The 15,035-nt window shown below is 68.2% G+C and carries 17 protein-coding genes and 1 pseudogene; 11 read left to right on the top strand and 7 right to left on the bottom strand.

Annotated elements, in window-relative coordinates; all coding sequences use genetic code 11:
- Together ACU18_RS20300 and ACU18_RS17695 are read right to left on the bottom strand one after the other, a co-directional pair.
- The coding region (locus ACU18_RS20300) for a hypothetical protein (protein WP_442853723.1) at positions 1 to 235 on the bottom strand (235 nt) is incomplete at its 3' end.
- Between the two features lie 310 nt (positions 236 to 545).
- Positions 546 to 1,916: a DUF445 domain-containing protein gene (locus ACU18_RS17695; protein WP_050687775.1), complete on the bottom strand. Its 1,371-nt coding sequence runs from the start codon at positions 1,914 to 1,916 to the stop codon at positions 546 to 548.
- 49 nt (positions 1,917 to 1,965) lie between these two features.
- On the opposite strand from ACU18_RS17695, the gene ACU18_RS17690 reads away from it, so the two are divergent.
- The 6 genes from ACU18_RS17690 (at position 1,966) to ACU18_RS19990 (ending at position 6,814) form a co-directional block, all read left to right on the top strand.
- Positions 1,966 to 2,865: a glycerophosphodiester phosphodiesterase gene (locus ACU18_RS17690; RefSeq protein ID WP_050687773.1), complete on the top strand. Its 900-nt coding sequence runs from the start codon at positions 1,966 to 1,968 to the stop codon at positions 2,863 to 2,865.
- 7 nt (positions 2,866 to 2,872) lie between these two features.
- Positions 2,873 to 4,273, top strand: coding sequence for a CoA transferase (locus tag ACU18_RS17685; protein ID WP_157407818.1), 1,401 nt, complete (start codon positions 2,873 to 2,875; stop codon positions 4,271 to 4,273).
- A gap of 95 nt (positions 4,274 to 4,368) precedes the next feature.
- Positions 4,369 to 4,878, top strand: coding sequence for a DoxX family protein (locus ACU18_RS17680; protein WP_050687771.1), 510 nt, complete (start codon positions 4,369 to 4,371; stop codon positions 4,876 to 4,878).
- Entirely contained in the window at positions 4,875 to 5,630 is a 756-nt protein-coding gene (locus tag ACU18_RS17675; RefSeq protein WP_197273616.1) for an AzlC family ABC transporter permease, read from the top strand. Before ACU18_RS17680 ends, ACU18_RS17675 begins: the two co-directional genes overlap by 4 nt.
- Positions 5,627 to 5,938: an AzlD domain-containing protein gene (locus tag ACU18_RS17670; RefSeq protein ID WP_050687767.1), complete on the top strand. Its 312-nt coding sequence runs from the start codon at positions 5,627 to 5,629 to the stop codon at positions 5,936 to 5,938. The genes ACU18_RS17675 and ACU18_RS17670 overlap by 4 nt, the downstream gene beginning before the upstream one ends.
- Positions 5,939 to 6,445: 507 nt before the next feature.
- On the top strand, positions 6,446 to 6,814 hold the full coding sequence (locus tag ACU18_RS19990; protein WP_197273615.1) for a hypothetical protein: 369 nt from the start codon (positions 6,446 to 6,448) through the stop codon (positions 6,812 to 6,814).
- A gap of 75 nt (positions 6,815 to 6,889) precedes the next feature.
- Here ACU18_RS19990 and ACU18_RS17655 read toward each other — a convergent pair whose 3' ends face one another.
- Both ACU18_RS17655 and ACU18_RS17650 read right to left on the bottom strand, forming a co-directional pair.
- Positions 6,890 to 7,111 carry a hypothetical protein gene (locus tag ACU18_RS17655; protein WP_050687763.1) on the bottom strand — a complete coding sequence of 74 codons (222 nt, stop codon included), beginning with the start codon at positions 7,109 to 7,111 and terminating at the stop codon, positions 6,890 to 6,892.
- Positions 7,112 to 7,270: 159 nt separating this feature from the next.
- On the bottom strand, positions 7,271 to 7,897 hold the full coding sequence (locus tag ACU18_RS17650) for a TetR/AcrR family transcriptional regulator (RefSeq protein ID WP_050687761.1): 627 nt from the start codon (positions 7,895 to 7,897) through the stop codon (positions 7,271 to 7,273).
- 111 nt (positions 7,898 to 8,008) lie between these two features.
- Here ACU18_RS17650 and ACU18_RS17645 point away from each other — a divergent pair, with 111 nt between their 5' ends.
- From ACU18_RS17645 to ACU18_RS17625, 5 genes are all read left to right on the top strand, one after another.
- Complete coding sequence (locus ACU18_RS17645; protein WP_050687759.1) at positions 8,009 to 8,332, top strand: thiamine-binding protein; 324 nt, start codon at positions 8,009 to 8,011, stop codon at positions 8,330 to 8,332.
- Between the two features lie 62 nt (positions 8,333 to 8,394).
- Positions 8,395 to 9,072 (top strand): O-methyltransferase, encoded by a 678-nt coding sequence (locus tag ACU18_RS17640; RefSeq protein WP_050687757.1) that lies wholly within the window; start codon positions 8,395 to 8,397, stop codon positions 9,070 to 9,072.
- 156 nt (positions 9,073 to 9,228) lie between these two features.
- Positions 9,229 to 10,353 (top strand): hypothetical protein, encoded by a 1,125-nt coding sequence (locus tag ACU18_RS17635; RefSeq protein WP_442853722.1) that lies wholly within the window; start codon positions 9,229 to 9,231, stop codon positions 10,351 to 10,353.
- The gene (locus tag ACU18_RS17630) at positions 10,347 to 11,780 is read left to right on the top strand and encodes a bifunctional PIG-L family deacetylase/class I SAM-dependent methyltransferase (protein ID WP_050687755.1); all 1,434 of its coding nucleotides are present in this window, start codon (positions 10,347 to 10,349) and stop codon (positions 11,778 to 11,780) included. The genes ACU18_RS17635 and ACU18_RS17630 overlap by 7 nt, the downstream gene beginning before the upstream one ends.
- 152 nt (positions 11,781 to 11,932) lie before the next feature.
- Positions 11,933 to 12,685 (top strand): glycosyltransferase, encoded by a 753-nt coding sequence (locus ACU18_RS17625; protein WP_331456851.1) that lies wholly within the window; start codon positions 11,933 to 11,935, stop codon positions 12,683 to 12,685.
- Between the two features lie 113 nt (positions 12,686 to 12,798).
- On the opposite strand, the gene ACU18_RS17620 is transcribed toward ACU18_RS17625, so the two are convergent.
- The 3 genes and pseudogenes from ACU18_RS17620 to ACU18_RS19985 form a co-directional block, all read right to left on the bottom strand.
- On the bottom strand, positions 12,799 to 13,056 hold the full coding sequence (locus ACU18_RS17620) for a hypothetical protein (protein WP_050687753.1): 258 nt from the start codon (positions 13,054 to 13,056) through the stop codon (positions 12,799 to 12,801).
- A 399-nt stretch (positions 13,057 to 13,455) separates the two neighbouring features.
- Positions 13,456 to 14,673 (bottom strand): YihY/virulence factor BrkB family protein, encoded by a 1,218-nt coding sequence (locus ACU18_RS17615; RefSeq protein WP_050687751.1) that lies wholly within the window; start codon positions 14,671 to 14,673, stop codon positions 13,456 to 13,458.
- Between the two features lie 105 nt (positions 14,674 to 14,778).
- Positions 14,779 to 15,035, bottom strand: a pseudogene (locus ACU18_RS19985) (DUF3618 domain-containing protein); the annotation flags it as partial.

Raw genomic sequence — 15,035 nt, 5'->3', positions numbered from 1 at the left:
CACCAGAACCGGAAACAGCAGGCGGAACCGGGTTCCTGCTGTCAGTCTCTGGAGCTTCGTTGCCGTCCATAAAACCAGCGTAGGGAGGGGGTACGACAATTTGGCCGGGGGCAGGAACGGCCAGCGAATCGAGCCTGTCACCGGCCTCAACAGCGGCCCCGGACGGCGCGGCAGCCCCGGGAGCAGGCGGAACCGGGTTCCTGCCGTCCGTCCCTGGAGCCTCTTCGCCGTCCATAAAACCAGCATAGGGAGGGGGTACGACAATCCTGCCGGAGCCGGAAGCGACCGATGGATCGCCCCCAAAGCCGCCCCCAAAGCCGGCCCCGGAAACAGCCCCGCACGCAGGTGAAACAGCGTCCCTGCCGTCCGTCCCTGGAGCCTCTTCGCCGTCCATAACCCCAGCATATGCAGGGGGTACGACAATCTGGCTCAGCAGCAAGACAGGCCGCAGGCCCGGGAACAGCCCGCCGGCACCCAACCCCGAGCGCGCCGTCGTAATTCAGTAGGCCCAGGAGACCCGGACTGCCAACTAAGCCACCGCGGAGTCAGCCGAAGATAAGGTGCGCCACCGTGAAGATCGCGAGCCCCGCGAGGGAACCCACCACGGTGCCGTTGATCCGGATGAACTGCAGGTCCTTGCCCACCTGGAGTTCGATCTTCTGCGAGGTTTCCTCGGCATCCCAGCGGGCAACGGTGTCGGTGATAACGCCCGCAATGTCGGAGCGGTAGGTGCGGACGAGGTATGCGGCGGCGTCGCCAATCCAGGCGTTGACCTTCCCGGCGAGCTCGGGGTCGCCCACCAGCCGGGAGCCGAAGTCCCGGACCCCGGCCTTGAATTTGACGGTCAGCTCACTGTCCGGATCGTCCACGGCACCAAGCAGGGCGTTCTTGACGGTCCCCCAGGTCCTGGAGGCAAGTTCGCGCACTTCCGGGTCGCCAAGCACCTGTGCCTTGATGTCCTCGGCGCGGGAGATCATGGCGGGATCGTGCTGCAGGTCCTGGGCAAGGTCGTTGAGGTACTTGTCGATGGACTGCCGGACCTGGTGGTCCTGGTCGGACTGGACGGTCCGGACAAACTTCAGGATCTCCACGTAGACCTTGTCGCCCACCAGGCCGTCCACAAACTGCGGAACCCAGGTGGGGGAGCGCCCGGAAACGATCCTGGATACTGTCTCATGGTTGTCGTCCACCCAGTCGGCGGCCCGGTCCACCAGCAGGTCCACCAGTTTGTGGTGGTGCCCGTCCTGGAAAACCCGTTCAGCCAGCCTGCCCACCGGAGGTCCCCACGGCGGTGCGAGGAGGTGCTTGCGGACCAATCCCTCGATGACTGTCTGGACGTCGTCGTCGTTCAACACCGTGAAGGCGCCCCGGATCATTGCGGCGCCTTCCTTTGCAACGCGGTCGGCACCGCCAGGCGACGCCAGCCATTTCCCGGCCCGACGCGCAATGTTGACGCTGGCCAGTTTGTCCTGCACCACCTGCTCGGACAAGAAGTTGGTCTCCACAAATTCGCCCAGCGACGCACCAATCTGGTCCTTGCGCCGGGGGATGATCGCCGTGTGCGGGATCTTGATGCCCATCGGGTATTTGAACAGGGCAGTCACGGCAAACCAGTCCGCCAGCGCGCCCACCATGCCGCCCTCCGCGGCTGCGCGCACGTACTGCAGCCACGGGTATTCCTTCTGCAGCGCAAAGGCGAACACAAATACCACGGCCATGGCGATCAGCAGCCCCAGGGCCACCATTTTCATCTTGCGCAGGGCAGCCGCCTTTTCGGCGTCACCGGCGCTGAGCCCGGCAGCGTTTTGGCTTGAGGTTCCGCGTCCGACGTCGGAACCAGGGATAGTGCCTTCCGGCGCCGGGGGAGGGGGCCGGGTGGGGGAGTCCTGGGTAGTTGGCTCAGAGTTCACCTGCATGTGCCAAGCCTAGCCCTGCAGGCAGGCGGCATTCGGCTACCGTGTCACCATGACAGTTGACGAGTCCGGGCCGCACCGGTCCCTGGTCTTTGCCCACCGCGGCGCCAGTGCCGCCTTCGCCGAACACACCCGCGCGGCCTACCTGCAGGCCCTGGCCGACGGCGCCGACGGCGTGGAGTGCGACCTCCACCTGACGCGGGACCAGCACCTGGTCCTCCTGCACGACGCCAACCTGGACCGCACCTCGGATGGAACCGGGCCGGTGGCCGAGCGGACGCTCCGGGAGCTGCGCCAGCTGGACTTCTCCTCCTGGAAGGGCGCCCGCATCCCCGAGGCCTACGGCGCGCGGTCCGAACAGTTCCTGACCCTGCCCGAGCTGCTGGAGCTTCTCCGGGGCGCCGGGCGTCCGGTGAAACTGGCGATCGAACTCAAGCACCCCAGCCCCTACCAGCTGAAGCTCGAGGACAGGGTGCTGGAGGTGCTGCGGAGCGAGGGCTGGGACCCGGCCAGCTCCACCGTGGACAACGTGGCCGTGACCTTCATGAGCTTCAGCCCCGACTCCGTCCGCCACCTCCTCCAGTCCGTGCCGGCGGAATACGTCTGCCAACTGGTGGACGATCTGACCATCCACGAAATCCGGGACGGGCTGGGGCTGGGCCTGATCACCGGTGGCGCCGTGGCCAACCTGATGAAGGCCACGCAGCTCGAAGGGGAGCAGATCGTCGAGGACGGCGCGGTGGGGCTGGCTGGGCCCGGCATCGACTACGTCCGCGAAAACAGGGCCACCATCCAGCGCTGGCTTCAGGCCGGCCGGCGGCTGCGCGTATGGACGGTGGATTCAGAGGACGACGTGGCCCTGTGCCAGGAGTTGGGGATCCAGGAGATCACCACCAACATGCCGGCCCGGGTCCTGAACCAGTTGAGCGAGGCTTCCTCGCCGGGAAGGTAGGTCAGTAATGATGTTCCAACCGGGCTCCGGGCGCTGGTGGGATGGACCTTTGGATGTTGAGGGTCTGGCGCTGGGTGCCGTCAACGCCGCTGCCGCGTCCGCGAACCATTACGCCGGCGCGCCCGGCAGGTTCAGCACCACACCGGAACTGACCGCGGCAGCCTTTGACTCCTCCGGTTTACTGCGGATTGCCGGCCGGAAGGCCCAGGGGTTCGTCCCGCTCTCCGGGTTCCGGCGGACCCTTGACGGCTGGATCCGGATCCACGCCAATTACCCGCACCACGAGCGCCGGCTCCTGCAAGCACTTGGCGCTTCCACCGGCCGGGACGTGGACCAGGCCCTCCTCGGTATCCCGTCCCTCGCAGCCGAGGCAGTGATCCAGGCGCACGGCGGAATAGCGGCGGCCGTCAGGACCCGGGCGGAGTGGCTCGGCTCCGCCATGGGCCGCGCTGCCGGAGCAGGTCACTGGCTCGAGTTGACCGCCGACGACGGCACAACCAGCGGTGCGCCCCTCACCAGTAAGCGTGCGCACCAACCTGTGGCCGGCCCGGCGGGAAGCGGCCCTGAAGCCAACCACCCGGCAAAACCCCTCGCAGGGGTTCGGGTGCTCGACCTGACCAGGGTGATTGCAGGGCCCGTGGGCACCCGGCTCCTGGCGGCCCTGGGTGCTGATGTCCTGCGGCTAGATCCGCCCGGGATGCCCGAAATCCTGGACCAGTACGTTGACACCTGTTTCGGCAAACGCAGCGCCGAAGCCGACCTCGCCAACGGAACCAGCCGGGAACGCCTCGAAAGGCTTCTGGACGAAGCCGACGTTGTGGTCACCGGCTACCGGCGCGGAGCACTGGACAGGTTCGGCCTGGAACCAGGGGCTTTGCTGGCATCCCGGCCCTGGCTGGCCGTGGTGGCCCTGAACAGCTGGGGGAACGATGGCCCGTGGCGCGGGTTGCGGGGATTCGACAGTATTGTCCAGGCCGCCTGCGGCATCGCCCACGTTTACGGCGGACCCGACCGGGACGGCAACTGGCGCCCGGGCGCGCTGCCAGTCCAGGCCTTGGACCACGCCACCGGGTACGGGGTTGCGGCCGCAGCGGGCACGCTCCTGGCAACCCGCCGGGAAACCGGATTGGGCGGCACTGCCAGGCTGTCGCTGGCCCGGACCGCCGAAGAACTGTTCGCGCTGACAGCGGACGCGGTGTCGGCCAACGCCGCTGGCGGGCACGCGGACGCCAGGCCTGCCGCTGGCCAGCCCGCCCGTGCCGGACTGCCTGAGCCCGACTACCGGACCATGCCCAGTTCCTTCGGCGAGCTCCGTTACGTTGGCCCACCACTGCAGGTGGCCGGCCGGCCGCTGGACTACGCGGGCCCGCCGCCGCCTTACGGCACCGCGTTGATGGCCTGGGCCTGACGCAGCGCCGCCACGATGGAGGCAGTTCCACTCTGGAGGCAGGTCGCCGGGAGTTGGGTTTCATCAGCCACGCGCGCCTGTGATTGAGTGGTGCCATGCCATTTCCGCGGGCCGGCCGGGCCCCCCAGAGCCTGTCTGCTGCCGCCATGAGCGCTTTGCTCCTGGCCAGCGCCGTCAACCACTTCCGGAATCCCCGGTTCTACCGCCAAGTTGTGCCCGGGTACCTGTGCCGCGAGGACCCGTCGCCCGCCGCTGCATCCGGCCACCAGGCAGAAGCGAACGACGGCGGTCCAGGCCACAGCGTGCCCCCGTCCAGTCCACTTGCCCTGCTTTCCCGTGAGGAATGGATCGCGGCGAGCGGCCTGCTGGAACTGGGCGCCGCCGTCGGAATCCTGGTGCCGGCGACCCGGAAGCTGACGGCTACCGGACTGACCGCCATGTACGTGGCCTTCCTTGCCGGGCACGTTGATGCCCTCCAACGGGCGTACGGTCCGGACGGAACGGCTGCGCAGCGGAAGGCGCACACGGTGCGGCTTCCCTTTCAGGTGCCGCTGATTATGTGGGCGTGGAGCCTCCGGCGGTCCGGCCGGGCAGCGAGGCAGTGAAACTGCTGGATTCGCCGGCAGTGCGGGTGGGCCTGTCCATCAGCATTGCCACGGGCCTTTACGGCGTCTCCTTCGGGGCGCTGTCCGTCACCTCCGGGCTCAGCTTCTGGCAAACCATGGCCCTGAGCCTGCTGCTCTTCAGCGGCGGCTCGCAGTTTGCGTTCATCGGCGTTGTGGCCGGCGGCGGCTCAGGGATAGCCGCCATGAGCGCGGCCACCCTGCTGGGCATGCGCAACGGTATTTACGGCATGCAACTCAACGCCCTCCTGCGTCCCACGGGCTGGCGCAGGTACGTCAGCGCCCAGCTGACCATTGACGAGTCCACCGCGACCAGCACCGGCCAGTCCGATCCCGCGGAGCAAAGGCGCGGCTTCTGGGCTGCCGGAATCGGCATCTATGTGCTGTGGAACCTCTTTACGGCTGTTGGCGCGCTGGCCGGCAGCGGGCTGGGTGATCCCAAGCAATGGGGGCTGGACGGCGCCGCCGTAGCGGCCTTCCTGGCGCTGCTGTGGCCGCGGCTCAAGGGGCGCGAACCGGTAGCGATTGCCGTGGCCTGCGCCGTGGCCACCGTCATTGCCGTGCCGTTTGTACCCGCAGGTGTTCCCATCCTGGTGGCAGCCGTGGTGGCTGCGGTCATCGGCTGGTTCAGCCACGGCCGCAGCGACGAAGGCCTTGAACCGGACGTTGACCCCTACGCGGAACACGACCACCACGGCGCCAAGCGCGCGGCAGCCCCGGAAGGCGACTCATGAGCCTCTGGATCTGGCTGCTGTTGGCCTGTGCGCTCGCGTACGCCTGGAAACTGATGGGCTACTTTGTGCCCGCACGGTTGCTGGAAAATCCGCGGATGTCCCGGATCGCGGGAACCATGACCATCGGACTGCTGGCCTCCCTGACAGTGGTCAATGCTGCCGCGACCGGCCAATCCCTGGCCGCCGATGCCCGGCTGGGGGCGCTCGCGGCCGCTGCCATCGCCTTGGCCCTGCGCGCTCCCTTCCTGGTGGTGGTGCTGGCCGGCGCCGGAGCCGCGGCGCTACTCCGGCTCGCCGGCTGGAACTGAGCGGTTCCGCCTACGCCTTTATCCGGGTGCGGACAGAAGGTCCGGTGAGGCACGCGCCGGGGCGTGATGTGGGTCACGCTGGATCGGGCGTGCCGGTTGTACGATGGGAGCGGCTAAGCAGTTGGCCGCAAAATCCCGCACGATTGGCGACTATGAAAAATCAACTGCACCGGGGAGGGGGCAGGGCTGCGCAGCCCCCCGACTGGAATTTCCGACGGCGGGCAGGCCTCCCGGCCAAGCGCTTCTTTACCCGGTTTGCCGGCCTGTCCCACGTTCCCGCCGAGGAGTTGGAGGACCTTTCCGGAATTCTGCGGAAGGCCCTCGACGGGGATCCGGAGTCGCCCGTTCCCGCGCTGCAGGCGCTGGTCAGCAGGGAAATACGGCGGCGCGGAATGAACCACCAAAGGTGATGTCCGGCCAAGTGCCGGCAGCGCCGCACCGGTCCAGCGGGTATGGGACCGAACAGTGGCCGCCATGCTCCATGGCGGAAAATGAAGGAGGAAGCAGATGAGCGAACAGGCACAGCCCGTGGAACCCGCAATGGTCCACGAGGCAGACAGGACAACAAGCGACGACGGGCAAAGCACCGCTCCCGCTGCGTCCGCGGACCAGTCCGGCAAATCAAGGGCCGTCTACCGGGATCCCAAAGGCTCCGAATCCACCAGGGAACTCCGCGACACCGCCCGCCGCCGCCGGGACTCCGAGGAAAAGCTGCAGCAGCACCTGATCGAAGCGAAGGACCATGTCCCGAACGACCATCACGAGCACGAGCACCATGATGAGGGGCACCACCCCGATCACGGTCAGGACCAGGACCATAACCAGGACGGGGACAACCCCGGCACCTCCAGGGCGGGGGAGACCGGCAACCCCTGACCTGGCGGGCCAGCTCCTGATACGGCAGCTTAACTCTCGACCGGCTTGCGCCTTACCAGCCCGCTGCCCTGCGGCTCAGGCCACGCCGGTCGCGTCGCTCGGCGAGGCGGCCCTGCGGCTGATCTCATCCACTACCGAGTCGTACCAGGCCTGCGCGCCGAACTCCGGATCCATGGTGTCCAGATGGCTGAACAGGGCGTCTGCCAGGGCGGCAAGGTCCTCCGCTGCCAGCGTGGGAAGGACGTCTTCGGGGTCGTTCCGGCCATTGAGGTAACGGCCCAGATCGAGGCTTTTCATCGCCGCGCCTCCCGGCGCGCCATCAGCAGTGGTTGCGGCATGGGAACTCCATCGTCGGCAAAACGGAGGCTGACTGCGTAACCTTTCCCGGATTCTATTGCACCTTTTCGCCGCGTTCAATGGTGCTTCTCCGAAGCAGCTACGCCAGGTATCCGGGTCCTAGGCGGAGCGCTGCGGCTGGCCCGGAACGGGGATGTGGGCCGGCAGCGGGCGGTCAGGCCGGACCGAGCGGATGGCGTCCTCCATCAGGGCCAGCGGGCGCCGCCAGGCGTCCGACCCGGGCTCCATGGTGTCAACCACACCAATAAGCATGGCAAGCAGCCGGAACATGTCCGTCATGGAAATGTCACGGCGCAGGCTGCCCTGGCCCTGGCCGCGGACCAGCAGCACCCCCATGGAATCCATCAGGGAACCGGTGATTCCGGGCAGGAGTTCACGCCTGCCCGCGACGGCGCCCAGCAGGTTGGCGTCGGCGCTGGCGGCAGCCATCAAGGCTTCGAGGACCCGCAGCAAACCGGCAGCAGCATCGATGTCGGCCAGGGCGCCGTCCATCACCGGATCCACGCTGACCCGCAGCTGCCGGTTCAGGGCCGCGAGGACCAGCTCCTCCTTGTCGGCGAAGTTCCGGAAGAGGGTGGCCGGGCCCACGCCGGCGGTAACAGCGATGGTCTGCAGCGGGACATCCGGGCCGAATTCGCGGAAGCACTGGCGCGCAGCAGTGATGATCTTGTCCACATTCCGCGCTGCGTCGGCGCGGAGCGGCTTGCGGGCGACTGCGAGGCTCATGCGAAAAGGTTAGCAACGGAGCCTGCGCCGATCACGGTTACTGGAGGGTAGGGGCTTATGTGACGGCGGCAACAGGCTGCAGGCGCCCCTTCAGCGTGTAAGACTGGCTCCATGTTGCTTGCTTTCTCAGTCGCCCCGTCAGGCGCCCCCAGCGAAGGTTCCCGCTCCGATGACGCATCGGTCCACGACGCTGTGGCCGCCGCCGTCAGGATTGTCAGGGAGTCCGGCCTGCCCAACCGGACGGACTCGATGTTCACCACCATCGAAGGTGACTGGGACGAGGTTTTCGACGTCGTCAAACGCGCCACCGAGGCCGTGGGCCGCTACGGCAGCCGGGTGTCCCTGGTCATCAAGGCGGACATCAGGCCAGGCTACGAGGGCGAAATGACGGCCAAGCTGGACCGGCTGGAAGGCGCCCTCTCCGAGGGTTCCTGACCTCCACGGAACCCGCTCCAGATCCTATGGACCCGCGCGGCGCCCCGTGCCAGACTGTGCCCATGTTCGAGCACAAGCCCCGGCCCGAGTGGACTGCCGCCGAGGTGTTCCTGACGGATTCCGTGGTGCACCCGGACCCCGCCCTGCATCGCGCCCTCCGGACGGCGGCCGATGCCGGCATGCCGGCCATCGAGGTGGCGCCCAATGCCGGAAAGCTCCTGCAGCTCCTGGTACAGATGGCCGGCGCCCGGAACGTCCTGGAAATCGGCACCCTGGCGGGCTTCAGCACCATTTGGATGGCCCGCGGGCTGCCGGCGGACGGTTCGCTGGTCAGTTGCGAGTTCCTGCCCGCGCATGCGCAGGTCGCGCGGGAAAATGTCGACAGCGCCGGGCTGGGGCCAAAAGTGGAGATCAGGGTTGGCCCGGCCCTGGAGACCCTTGCGGAGCTGGCAGCGGAAGGCCGGGCGCCCTTCGACTTCATCTTTATTGACGCGGACAAGCAGAACAACAGCAACTACCTGGACTGGGCGCTCCGGTTGGGCCGGCCCGGGACCACAGTGGTGCTGGACAATGCGGTCTGGGAGGGTGCCATCACCGACGCCGGAATGGACCCCGTCAACGCCCCCGGGATCATCGACGCCCTCACCATGCTGGGTGGTCATCCCCGGTTTGACGCCACCGTCATCCAGACTGTGGGCTCCAAAGGCTGGGACGGCTTCGCCCTGGCGCGGATCATCTGAAACCCCTTAGTAAGTATGCTTAGATAACTGCGGGAGCCACTCCCGCCGCATACGCATTGGAGGACAAGTTGAAAGCCTCACCGGTACGTGCCAACCATCAGGCTGCCGTCCGCCTGTTCCTCACCCCGCCGGTCACCGAACCGGCACGGAAGTAGCATGGCAGCCCTGCGTCCGGCCGGCCTGGACCGGCCCGCGGCGCGCCCACCTGAAGGCGGAGCTGACGGGAACCTGATCAAGCCCGTCCTCCTCACGTCGTCACCGGGGCAACTGGCCCTCTGGCTCCCGGCTGTGGAATCCATGGCCCGGGCCGCCGGCAACGTCCCTGCCCTCCTTGACCTGGCCAGGAAAAACGGCAGCACCTGGCCCCGCCCCGGCGAAGGGCACACAGCCATCCTCTGGGAACTCCTGGCCACTGTCAGCGCTGCCGACGTAGCGGCCGGCCGGGTCCTGGAACCGCACCTTGATGCCCTGGCCATCCTGTCCCAAGCGGGACATCCGGCGGTCGCTGACGGCGGTGCCTGGGGCGTCTTCGCCGCTGAAGGTCCGGGCCTGCGCCTTGAGGCGCGTGCCGATGGCGACGCCTTCCGCCTTGACGGTGCCAAACCGTGGTGCTCCCTGGCCGGGGTGCTGGACCAGGCAGTCATCACCGCCCACACGGACGACGGCGGCCGGGCAGCATTCGCCGTTGACCTCCGCCACCACGGGGTCACCGCAGAGGAACCGGCCTGGATCGCGCGGGGACTCCGCGAGATTCCCAGCGGCACCGTCCACTTCAGCCAGGTCCCCGCAACCCCGGTGGGGGGCGCCGGCTGGTACCTCAGCAGGCCAGGTTTCGCCTGGGGCGGCATGGGCGTTGCCGCCTGCTGGCTGGGCGGTGCCATCGGGGTGGCCCGCGACTTCCGGCAGGGACTGCAGGCCGCCAGGGACGCCGGAAAGGAACCGGACCAGGTGGCCCTCGCAAACCTCGGCGAGGTGGACCGCACCGTCACCGCCTGCCTCCACAGCCTGGCCCGCGCCGCCGACCGGATCGACCAAAACACGCCATCCGACGGTGACCCCAGTCCCTGGAGCGAAGCGCAACGGTTGCGCGGAACTGTTGCGGCCGCCGTCGAACGCGTCCTCCAGTTGGTGGGATCCGCCAGGGGCCCGGCGCCGCTGGCATTCGACGAACCCTATGCCAAACGGATGGCCGACCTGGCCCTCTACGTCCGCCAGCACCACGGGCAACGGGACGACGCACAGCTCGGTGCGCTGGCCCTCAAGGGGGACAGCCAGTGGTGACTTTTTCGCACACGGATACCGGAACTGCCGAATCCAGCTGGGCCGATGCGGGCCTGGCTGCGCTCCCCGGGCTGCCCCTCGATCCGGCCAGGCTCGCCGGGACACGGTTTGTGGTCCTCGCAGCCCACCCCGATGACGAAACCTTGGGCGCCGGCGGCCTGATGGCGACCCTGCCCGCCTTGGGCGCGGAAGTGGAGGTCCTGCTCTGCACCGCCGGGGAAGGGTCCCATCCCGGATCGCCCACCCACAGCCCGGAACAGCTTTCGGCCCTGCGCATTGCCGAGTTCGGTGCCGCCCTCACGGAGCTGGGCCTGGCGGGCCGCTGGAGTTTCCTTGGCCTGCCGGACCGGGGGCTGGGCGCGCACAGCGGGACCATCGCCGCTGCCATCCGGGACGCTGCGCACGGCGGCGGCACGCGGCCGGAAGACGTGGTGCTGGTGGCGCCTTTCCGCAGTGACGGCCACGCGGACCACGACGCGCTGGGGGAGGCGGCCGCGGCCGTGGCCGCAGCGGAGGGCTTTGGCCTCCTGGAGTACCCCATCTGGTACTGGCACTGGGCAACGCCGGCCCAGCCAACGTGGCGGGCCTGGCACCAGCTTCAGCTGGCTCCGGCGGCGGCGGAAGCCAAGACCAGGGCCATGGCGGCGCATGCCACGCAGGTCCGGCCGCTGTCCCCGGCCGAGGGGGACGAAACACTGCTCGACGCGGATTTCCTGGCGCATTTCGACCGCCCGTTTGAGGTTTTTGTGTGGACGCCGCCCACACCCGTCGGCGGTAGGCCGCACCGGAGTGCCGATGCGGAACAGATTTTCGACGCCGTCCACGCCGGCTCCGCGGACCCCTGGAACTATGCAGGAAGCTGGTATGAGCGGCGCAAGCGGGCCCTGACCCTGGCAGCGCTGCCGCAGGAGCGGTACCGGTCCGCGCTGGAGGTGGGCTGTTCGATCGGTACCCTCACGGCGGACCTTGCCCCGCGGTGCGACAACCTCCTTGCCGTGGACGCCAGCGGCACCGCGGCTGACCGGGCCTCCGAATGGCTGGCCGCTTTTCCCTGGGTCAGCGTCCGGCGGCAGGTGTTGCCGGAGTCCTGGCCGGCGGGCAGCTTCGACCTGGTGGTGGTGTCCGAGGTTGGCTACTACCTGGCGCCGGACGAACTGGCTGCCCTGCTGGACCGCATCAGGGAGTCCATCAGCCCGGGCGGCGCCCTGGTCCTCTGCCACTGGCGGCATCCGATTGACGGCTGGGAGCTCGACGGCGAGACCGTCCACACCCGTGCGAGGGAACGGCTTGGCTGGCAGCAGTCGGGGCTCTACCGCGAGCAGGATTTTGTCCTTGAGGTCCTGACCGCGCCCGGTGCTGTTACTGGCCCGGTTGCAGACGGGGATGCAGACGCAGGATCCGGCGCGGGACAGCGGGGGGCCGGCTGATGCCGGGCATCAGCGGCGGTCCACGACCGGGATCCGTGGCAGAAAGCAGGACAGTCGGCGGCTCCCTGGGTCCGATTCCGGCAGCGGACTTGGTGTCTCATCCGCCGGAGTCTGCCCTGCCAGCGGGCGCATCAAGCATCAGCCATCTGGCGGTGGTCATTCCCGTCCACAACGAGGAACGGCACCTCGCCAGGGCTCTGGAAGGCGTCAGCGCCGCCGTCGACCATCTGGCCGAAAAGCAGCCCGGCGTCCGCACCCGGCTGGTGCTGGTCCTGGACAGTTGCAGTGACGGCTCGGCATCGGTGGCCCGCCGTTACGCAGAACGGTCAGCGGCCGCGGCGGACGTGACAGTCCTGGCTGCGGGCTTCAAAAGCGTGGGCCGCAGCCGCAGGGCCGGGATCCATGCGCTGTGGAACTCCGGCAGCATGGCAGCGCAGGCCGCGACCACCTCCGCGCCTTTCAGGGACGCGCCCGCCGGGCGGACCTGGCTGGCCAATACCGACGCCGATTCACTGGTCCCCCGTAACTGGCTGCTGCGCCAGGTGGAGCTCGCCGCCGCAGGAGCGGACGCGGTCCTGGGATCCGTGGAGCCGGATCCTGACGGCATGGACCCGGCACTGCTCCAGCGCTGGCGGGCCCGCCACCCGTTCCGCGAAAACCACCCCCACGTCTACGGCGCCAACCTGGGCGTCCGGGCCTCCGCCTATCTGGCCGCGGGTGGTTTCCCGGCCGCTGATTCGGGCGAGGACAGGGCCCTTGCCTCAGGCCTCCGGCGGTCCGGCGCGAACGTTGTGGCTACGGACAGCATCCGGGTGCGGACATCCGGCCGGACAGCAGGCCGGGCGCCCAGGGGCTTCGGGGCGTACCTGCTCGCCCTGGCCCTCGAACCGCCGCCGGGTCGGTGAACACAGGGCCGGCAGGAAACCAGATCCACCAGTGACCAAGTGCAGCACAAGCCGGCCGAAGGCAGAGGGACCCGGGCCTGCCAGGCCCGGGTCCCTCTACGGCAAGGCGGCGCTTAGACGAGGTCCGGCGCGCTTGCCAGAATATAGTCGGCGGCCGACGGGCCGGTCATGGACAGATTGTTGCTGTCCGGGTCGATGTTATGCTCCTGCAGGGCTTGCCACAGGGACTCGGGCGGCTGGAGCTGCTCCTTGTTGATAAGGCACCAGCTGGTGTAGAGGCCGTAAAGCTCATCGCGGCCAAGGCCCAGACCGGGCTCCTTGTCCGGGACAACGGCTTCGGCGAGGAAAGAGTCAAAGTGGGTGGCAGGCATGTCAGCTCATTCGGGAGGCTCGTCAATAGTCCCGCCGGGTCTGCTTCAGCGGCTCCCGCGTACCGTGATGGCGCGAGGAGTAATCACGAAAGTATTGCAGCCGGGCGCGCTTGTCCAGTCGGCTGCGGGCTGCCGTCCTCGGCAGCAGGGGTGGCGGGCAGGAATTGAGGGGGCCGACGGCGACTGGGGGGACTGGCCTCGGTCTCAGAGGAGGCCATCTCACCGCCGGCCCCGCCTGGCCCCGGACTGTTGCCGTCCCGGGAAACCGATAGGACCTGTGACAATTTTCCCCCATCCGGCGGGTCCTGCATAGCCCTGCGCGGCGGTACTGCCCCGTTCTCAGGCGGGCCGCCGCGCCGGGAAGCCGCGGGGGCCCGCCCTCCGGGTGCCGGGCCGGGCTTATCGGCCGGCGTCGGGCCGCTTCCCGTCCGGGTCCTCCTGCCCTGCCGCCCTGCGGACCTTGTCCCGGACGCGCTCGCGGTGCGGCACCCGGGTGCCGTCCGCACCCTGGGTTCCGTCGTCGTCGCCCGAATCTTCCTGCTCAGCATCAGCGTTTTCCGCGCTGTACTTTTCCCGCAGTTCACGGCCGTGCCGGATGTCCTCATCCTCCTGGGCCTGGAGCTTCTCGCTCTTTTTGGTGTCGCGCGGCGGCAACTGGATGGTCTCCTCCGCCTTGATGCCTGCCTGGAGCTGGCGGCCGCGCTCCATTTCAGCGTCGAACTCGGCGCCGAACAGCAGCGACATGTTCAGGATCCAGAGCCACAGCAGCATCACAATCACGCCGCCCAGGGCGCCATAGGTTTTGTTGTAGTTGCCAAAGTTGGCCACATAAAACGCAAAACCCAAGGAGGCGAGGATAAAGATCAGCAGGGCGATGCCGGAACCCAGGCTCATCCATTTGAACTTGGGCTGCTTGACGTTGGGCGTGGCGTAGTAGAGCACGGCGATGATGGCCACCATCAGACCCAGCATCACCGGCCATTTGGCGATGTTCCAGACGGTCAGGAAGACCCCGCTGAGCCCGATCAGGCCACCCACCGACTCTGCCACCGGTCCGCTGAGCACCAGCATTCCGGCCAGCACGGCCACGATCACCACCGCCAGGAGCGTGACGGCCAGCATGGTGCCGCGCAGTTTCACAAACGGGCGGCCTTCATCCACCTCGTACACGCGGTTCATGGCCCGCCCAAAGGCGCCCACGTACCCCGACGCGGACCACAGGGCTGTGGCCAGGCCGATCACCAGGGTGAAGCCGGCTGCCGGGGCACTGGCCAGTTCGGCAACCGGTCCGCTGACCGTCTTGACCGTATCGCCGGGTGCAACTCCCTGCACCACCTGCAGAAGGGCGTCGGTGGTCTTCTGCGGATCGCCGAACAGGCCAATCAGCGAGACGAGCGCAAGCATGGCCGGGAACAGGGACAGCACGGCGTAGTAGGTCAGGGACGCTGCAAGGTCCGGGCACTGGTCCTTGCTGAACTCACGCAGCGTCTTACGGGCGATGTACTTCCACGACGGTTTGTCCACGTCCTTGGGACTGTCCGGCTTCCGGCTGTCATCCGGAGCAGGCGCCTGGGCCGCTTTCGCGGTGCTGGTTTCGGGGGAATCGGAAGTAGCCATGGGGCGTCCTCTTCTTTTTGGGGGATAAAGCCGACAGGCCGGCTCCGCGGGGTGGCGGGGCCGGCCTGACATTAGGGCTGGTACCTGTGGTGCCGCTGGTGTGCGTCAGGCGTTCTGGACGTTGTCTTTGGCTTCGGTGCTGCGGTCCTTGACGTCGGCGACGGCGCCTTGGCCTTCGGCTTTGACGTGTTCGGCGGCGTCGGTGGCCGTGGATTTGAGGCTTTCCATGGCGTCCTGGGCGGGCTGCCTAAGGTCCTCGGCCATGTCCTTGGCGGCGTCGGTGAGTTGGCTGGTGAGGGGTTCGGCGGCTGTTTTGAGTTGGTCCGCGGCTTCGCGTTCCTTCTCGCTGGCCGGGATCAGGG

The organism is Arthrobacter sp. ZBG10, assembly GCF_001238605.1.
GTDB lineage: Bacteria > Actinomycetota > Actinomycetes > Actinomycetales > Micrococcaceae > Arthrobacter.
This window is presented reverse-complemented; position numbering and strand designations above follow the sequence as displayed.

Excerpts from the sequence above, each read along its gene's own strand:
- ACU18_RS17695 (WP_050687775.1), bottom strand. The coding sequence starts at position 1,916 with ATGCAGGTGAACTCTGAGCCAACTACCCAGGACTCCCCCACCCGGCCC.
- ACU18_RS17690 (WP_050687773.1), top strand. The coding sequence starts at position 1,966 with ATGACAGTTGACGAGTCCGGGCCGCACCGGTCCCTGGTCTTTGCCCAC.
- ACU18_RS17685 (WP_157407818.1), top strand. The coding sequence starts at position 2,873 with ATGATGTTCCAACCGGGCTCCGGGCGCTGGTGGGATGGACCTTTGGAT.
- ACU18_RS17680 (WP_050687771.1), top strand. The coding sequence starts at position 4,369 with ATGCCATTTCCGCGGGCCGGCCGGGCCCCCCAGAGCCTGTCTGCTGCC.
- ACU18_RS17670 (WP_050687767.1), top strand. The coding sequence starts at position 5,627 with ATGAGCCTCTGGATCTGGCTGCTGTTGGCCTGTGCGCTCGCGTACGCC.
- ACU18_RS19990 (WP_197273615.1), top strand. The coding sequence starts at position 6,446 with ATGAGCGAACAGGCACAGCCCGTGGAACCCGCAATGGTCCACGAGGCA.
- ACU18_RS17655 (WP_050687763.1), bottom strand. The coding sequence starts at position 7,111 with ATGAAAAGCCTCGATCTGGGCCGTTACCTCAATGGCCGGAACGACCCC.
- ACU18_RS17650 (WP_050687761.1), bottom strand. The coding sequence starts at position 7,897 with ATGAGCCTCGCAGTCGCCCGCAAGCCGCTCCGCGCCGACGCAGCGCGG.
- ACU18_RS17645 (WP_050687759.1), top strand. The coding sequence starts at position 8,009 with ATGTTGCTTGCTTTCTCAGTCGCCCCGTCAGGCGCCCCCAGCGAAGGT.
- ACU18_RS17640 (WP_050687757.1), top strand. The coding sequence starts at position 8,395 with ATGTTCGAGCACAAGCCCCGGCCCGAGTGGACTGCCGCCGAGGTGTTC.
- ACU18_RS17635 (WP_442853722.1), top strand. The coding sequence starts at position 9,229 with ATGGCAGCCCTGCGTCCGGCCGGCCTGGACCGGCCCGCGGCGCGCCCA.
- ACU18_RS17620 (WP_050687753.1), bottom strand. The coding sequence starts at position 13,056 with ATGCCTGCCACCCACTTTGACTCTTTCCTCGCCGAAGCCGTTGTCCCG.
- ACU18_RS17615 (WP_050687751.1), bottom strand. The coding sequence starts at position 14,673 with ATGGCTACTTCCGATTCCCCCGAAACCAGCACCGCGAAAGCGGCCCAG.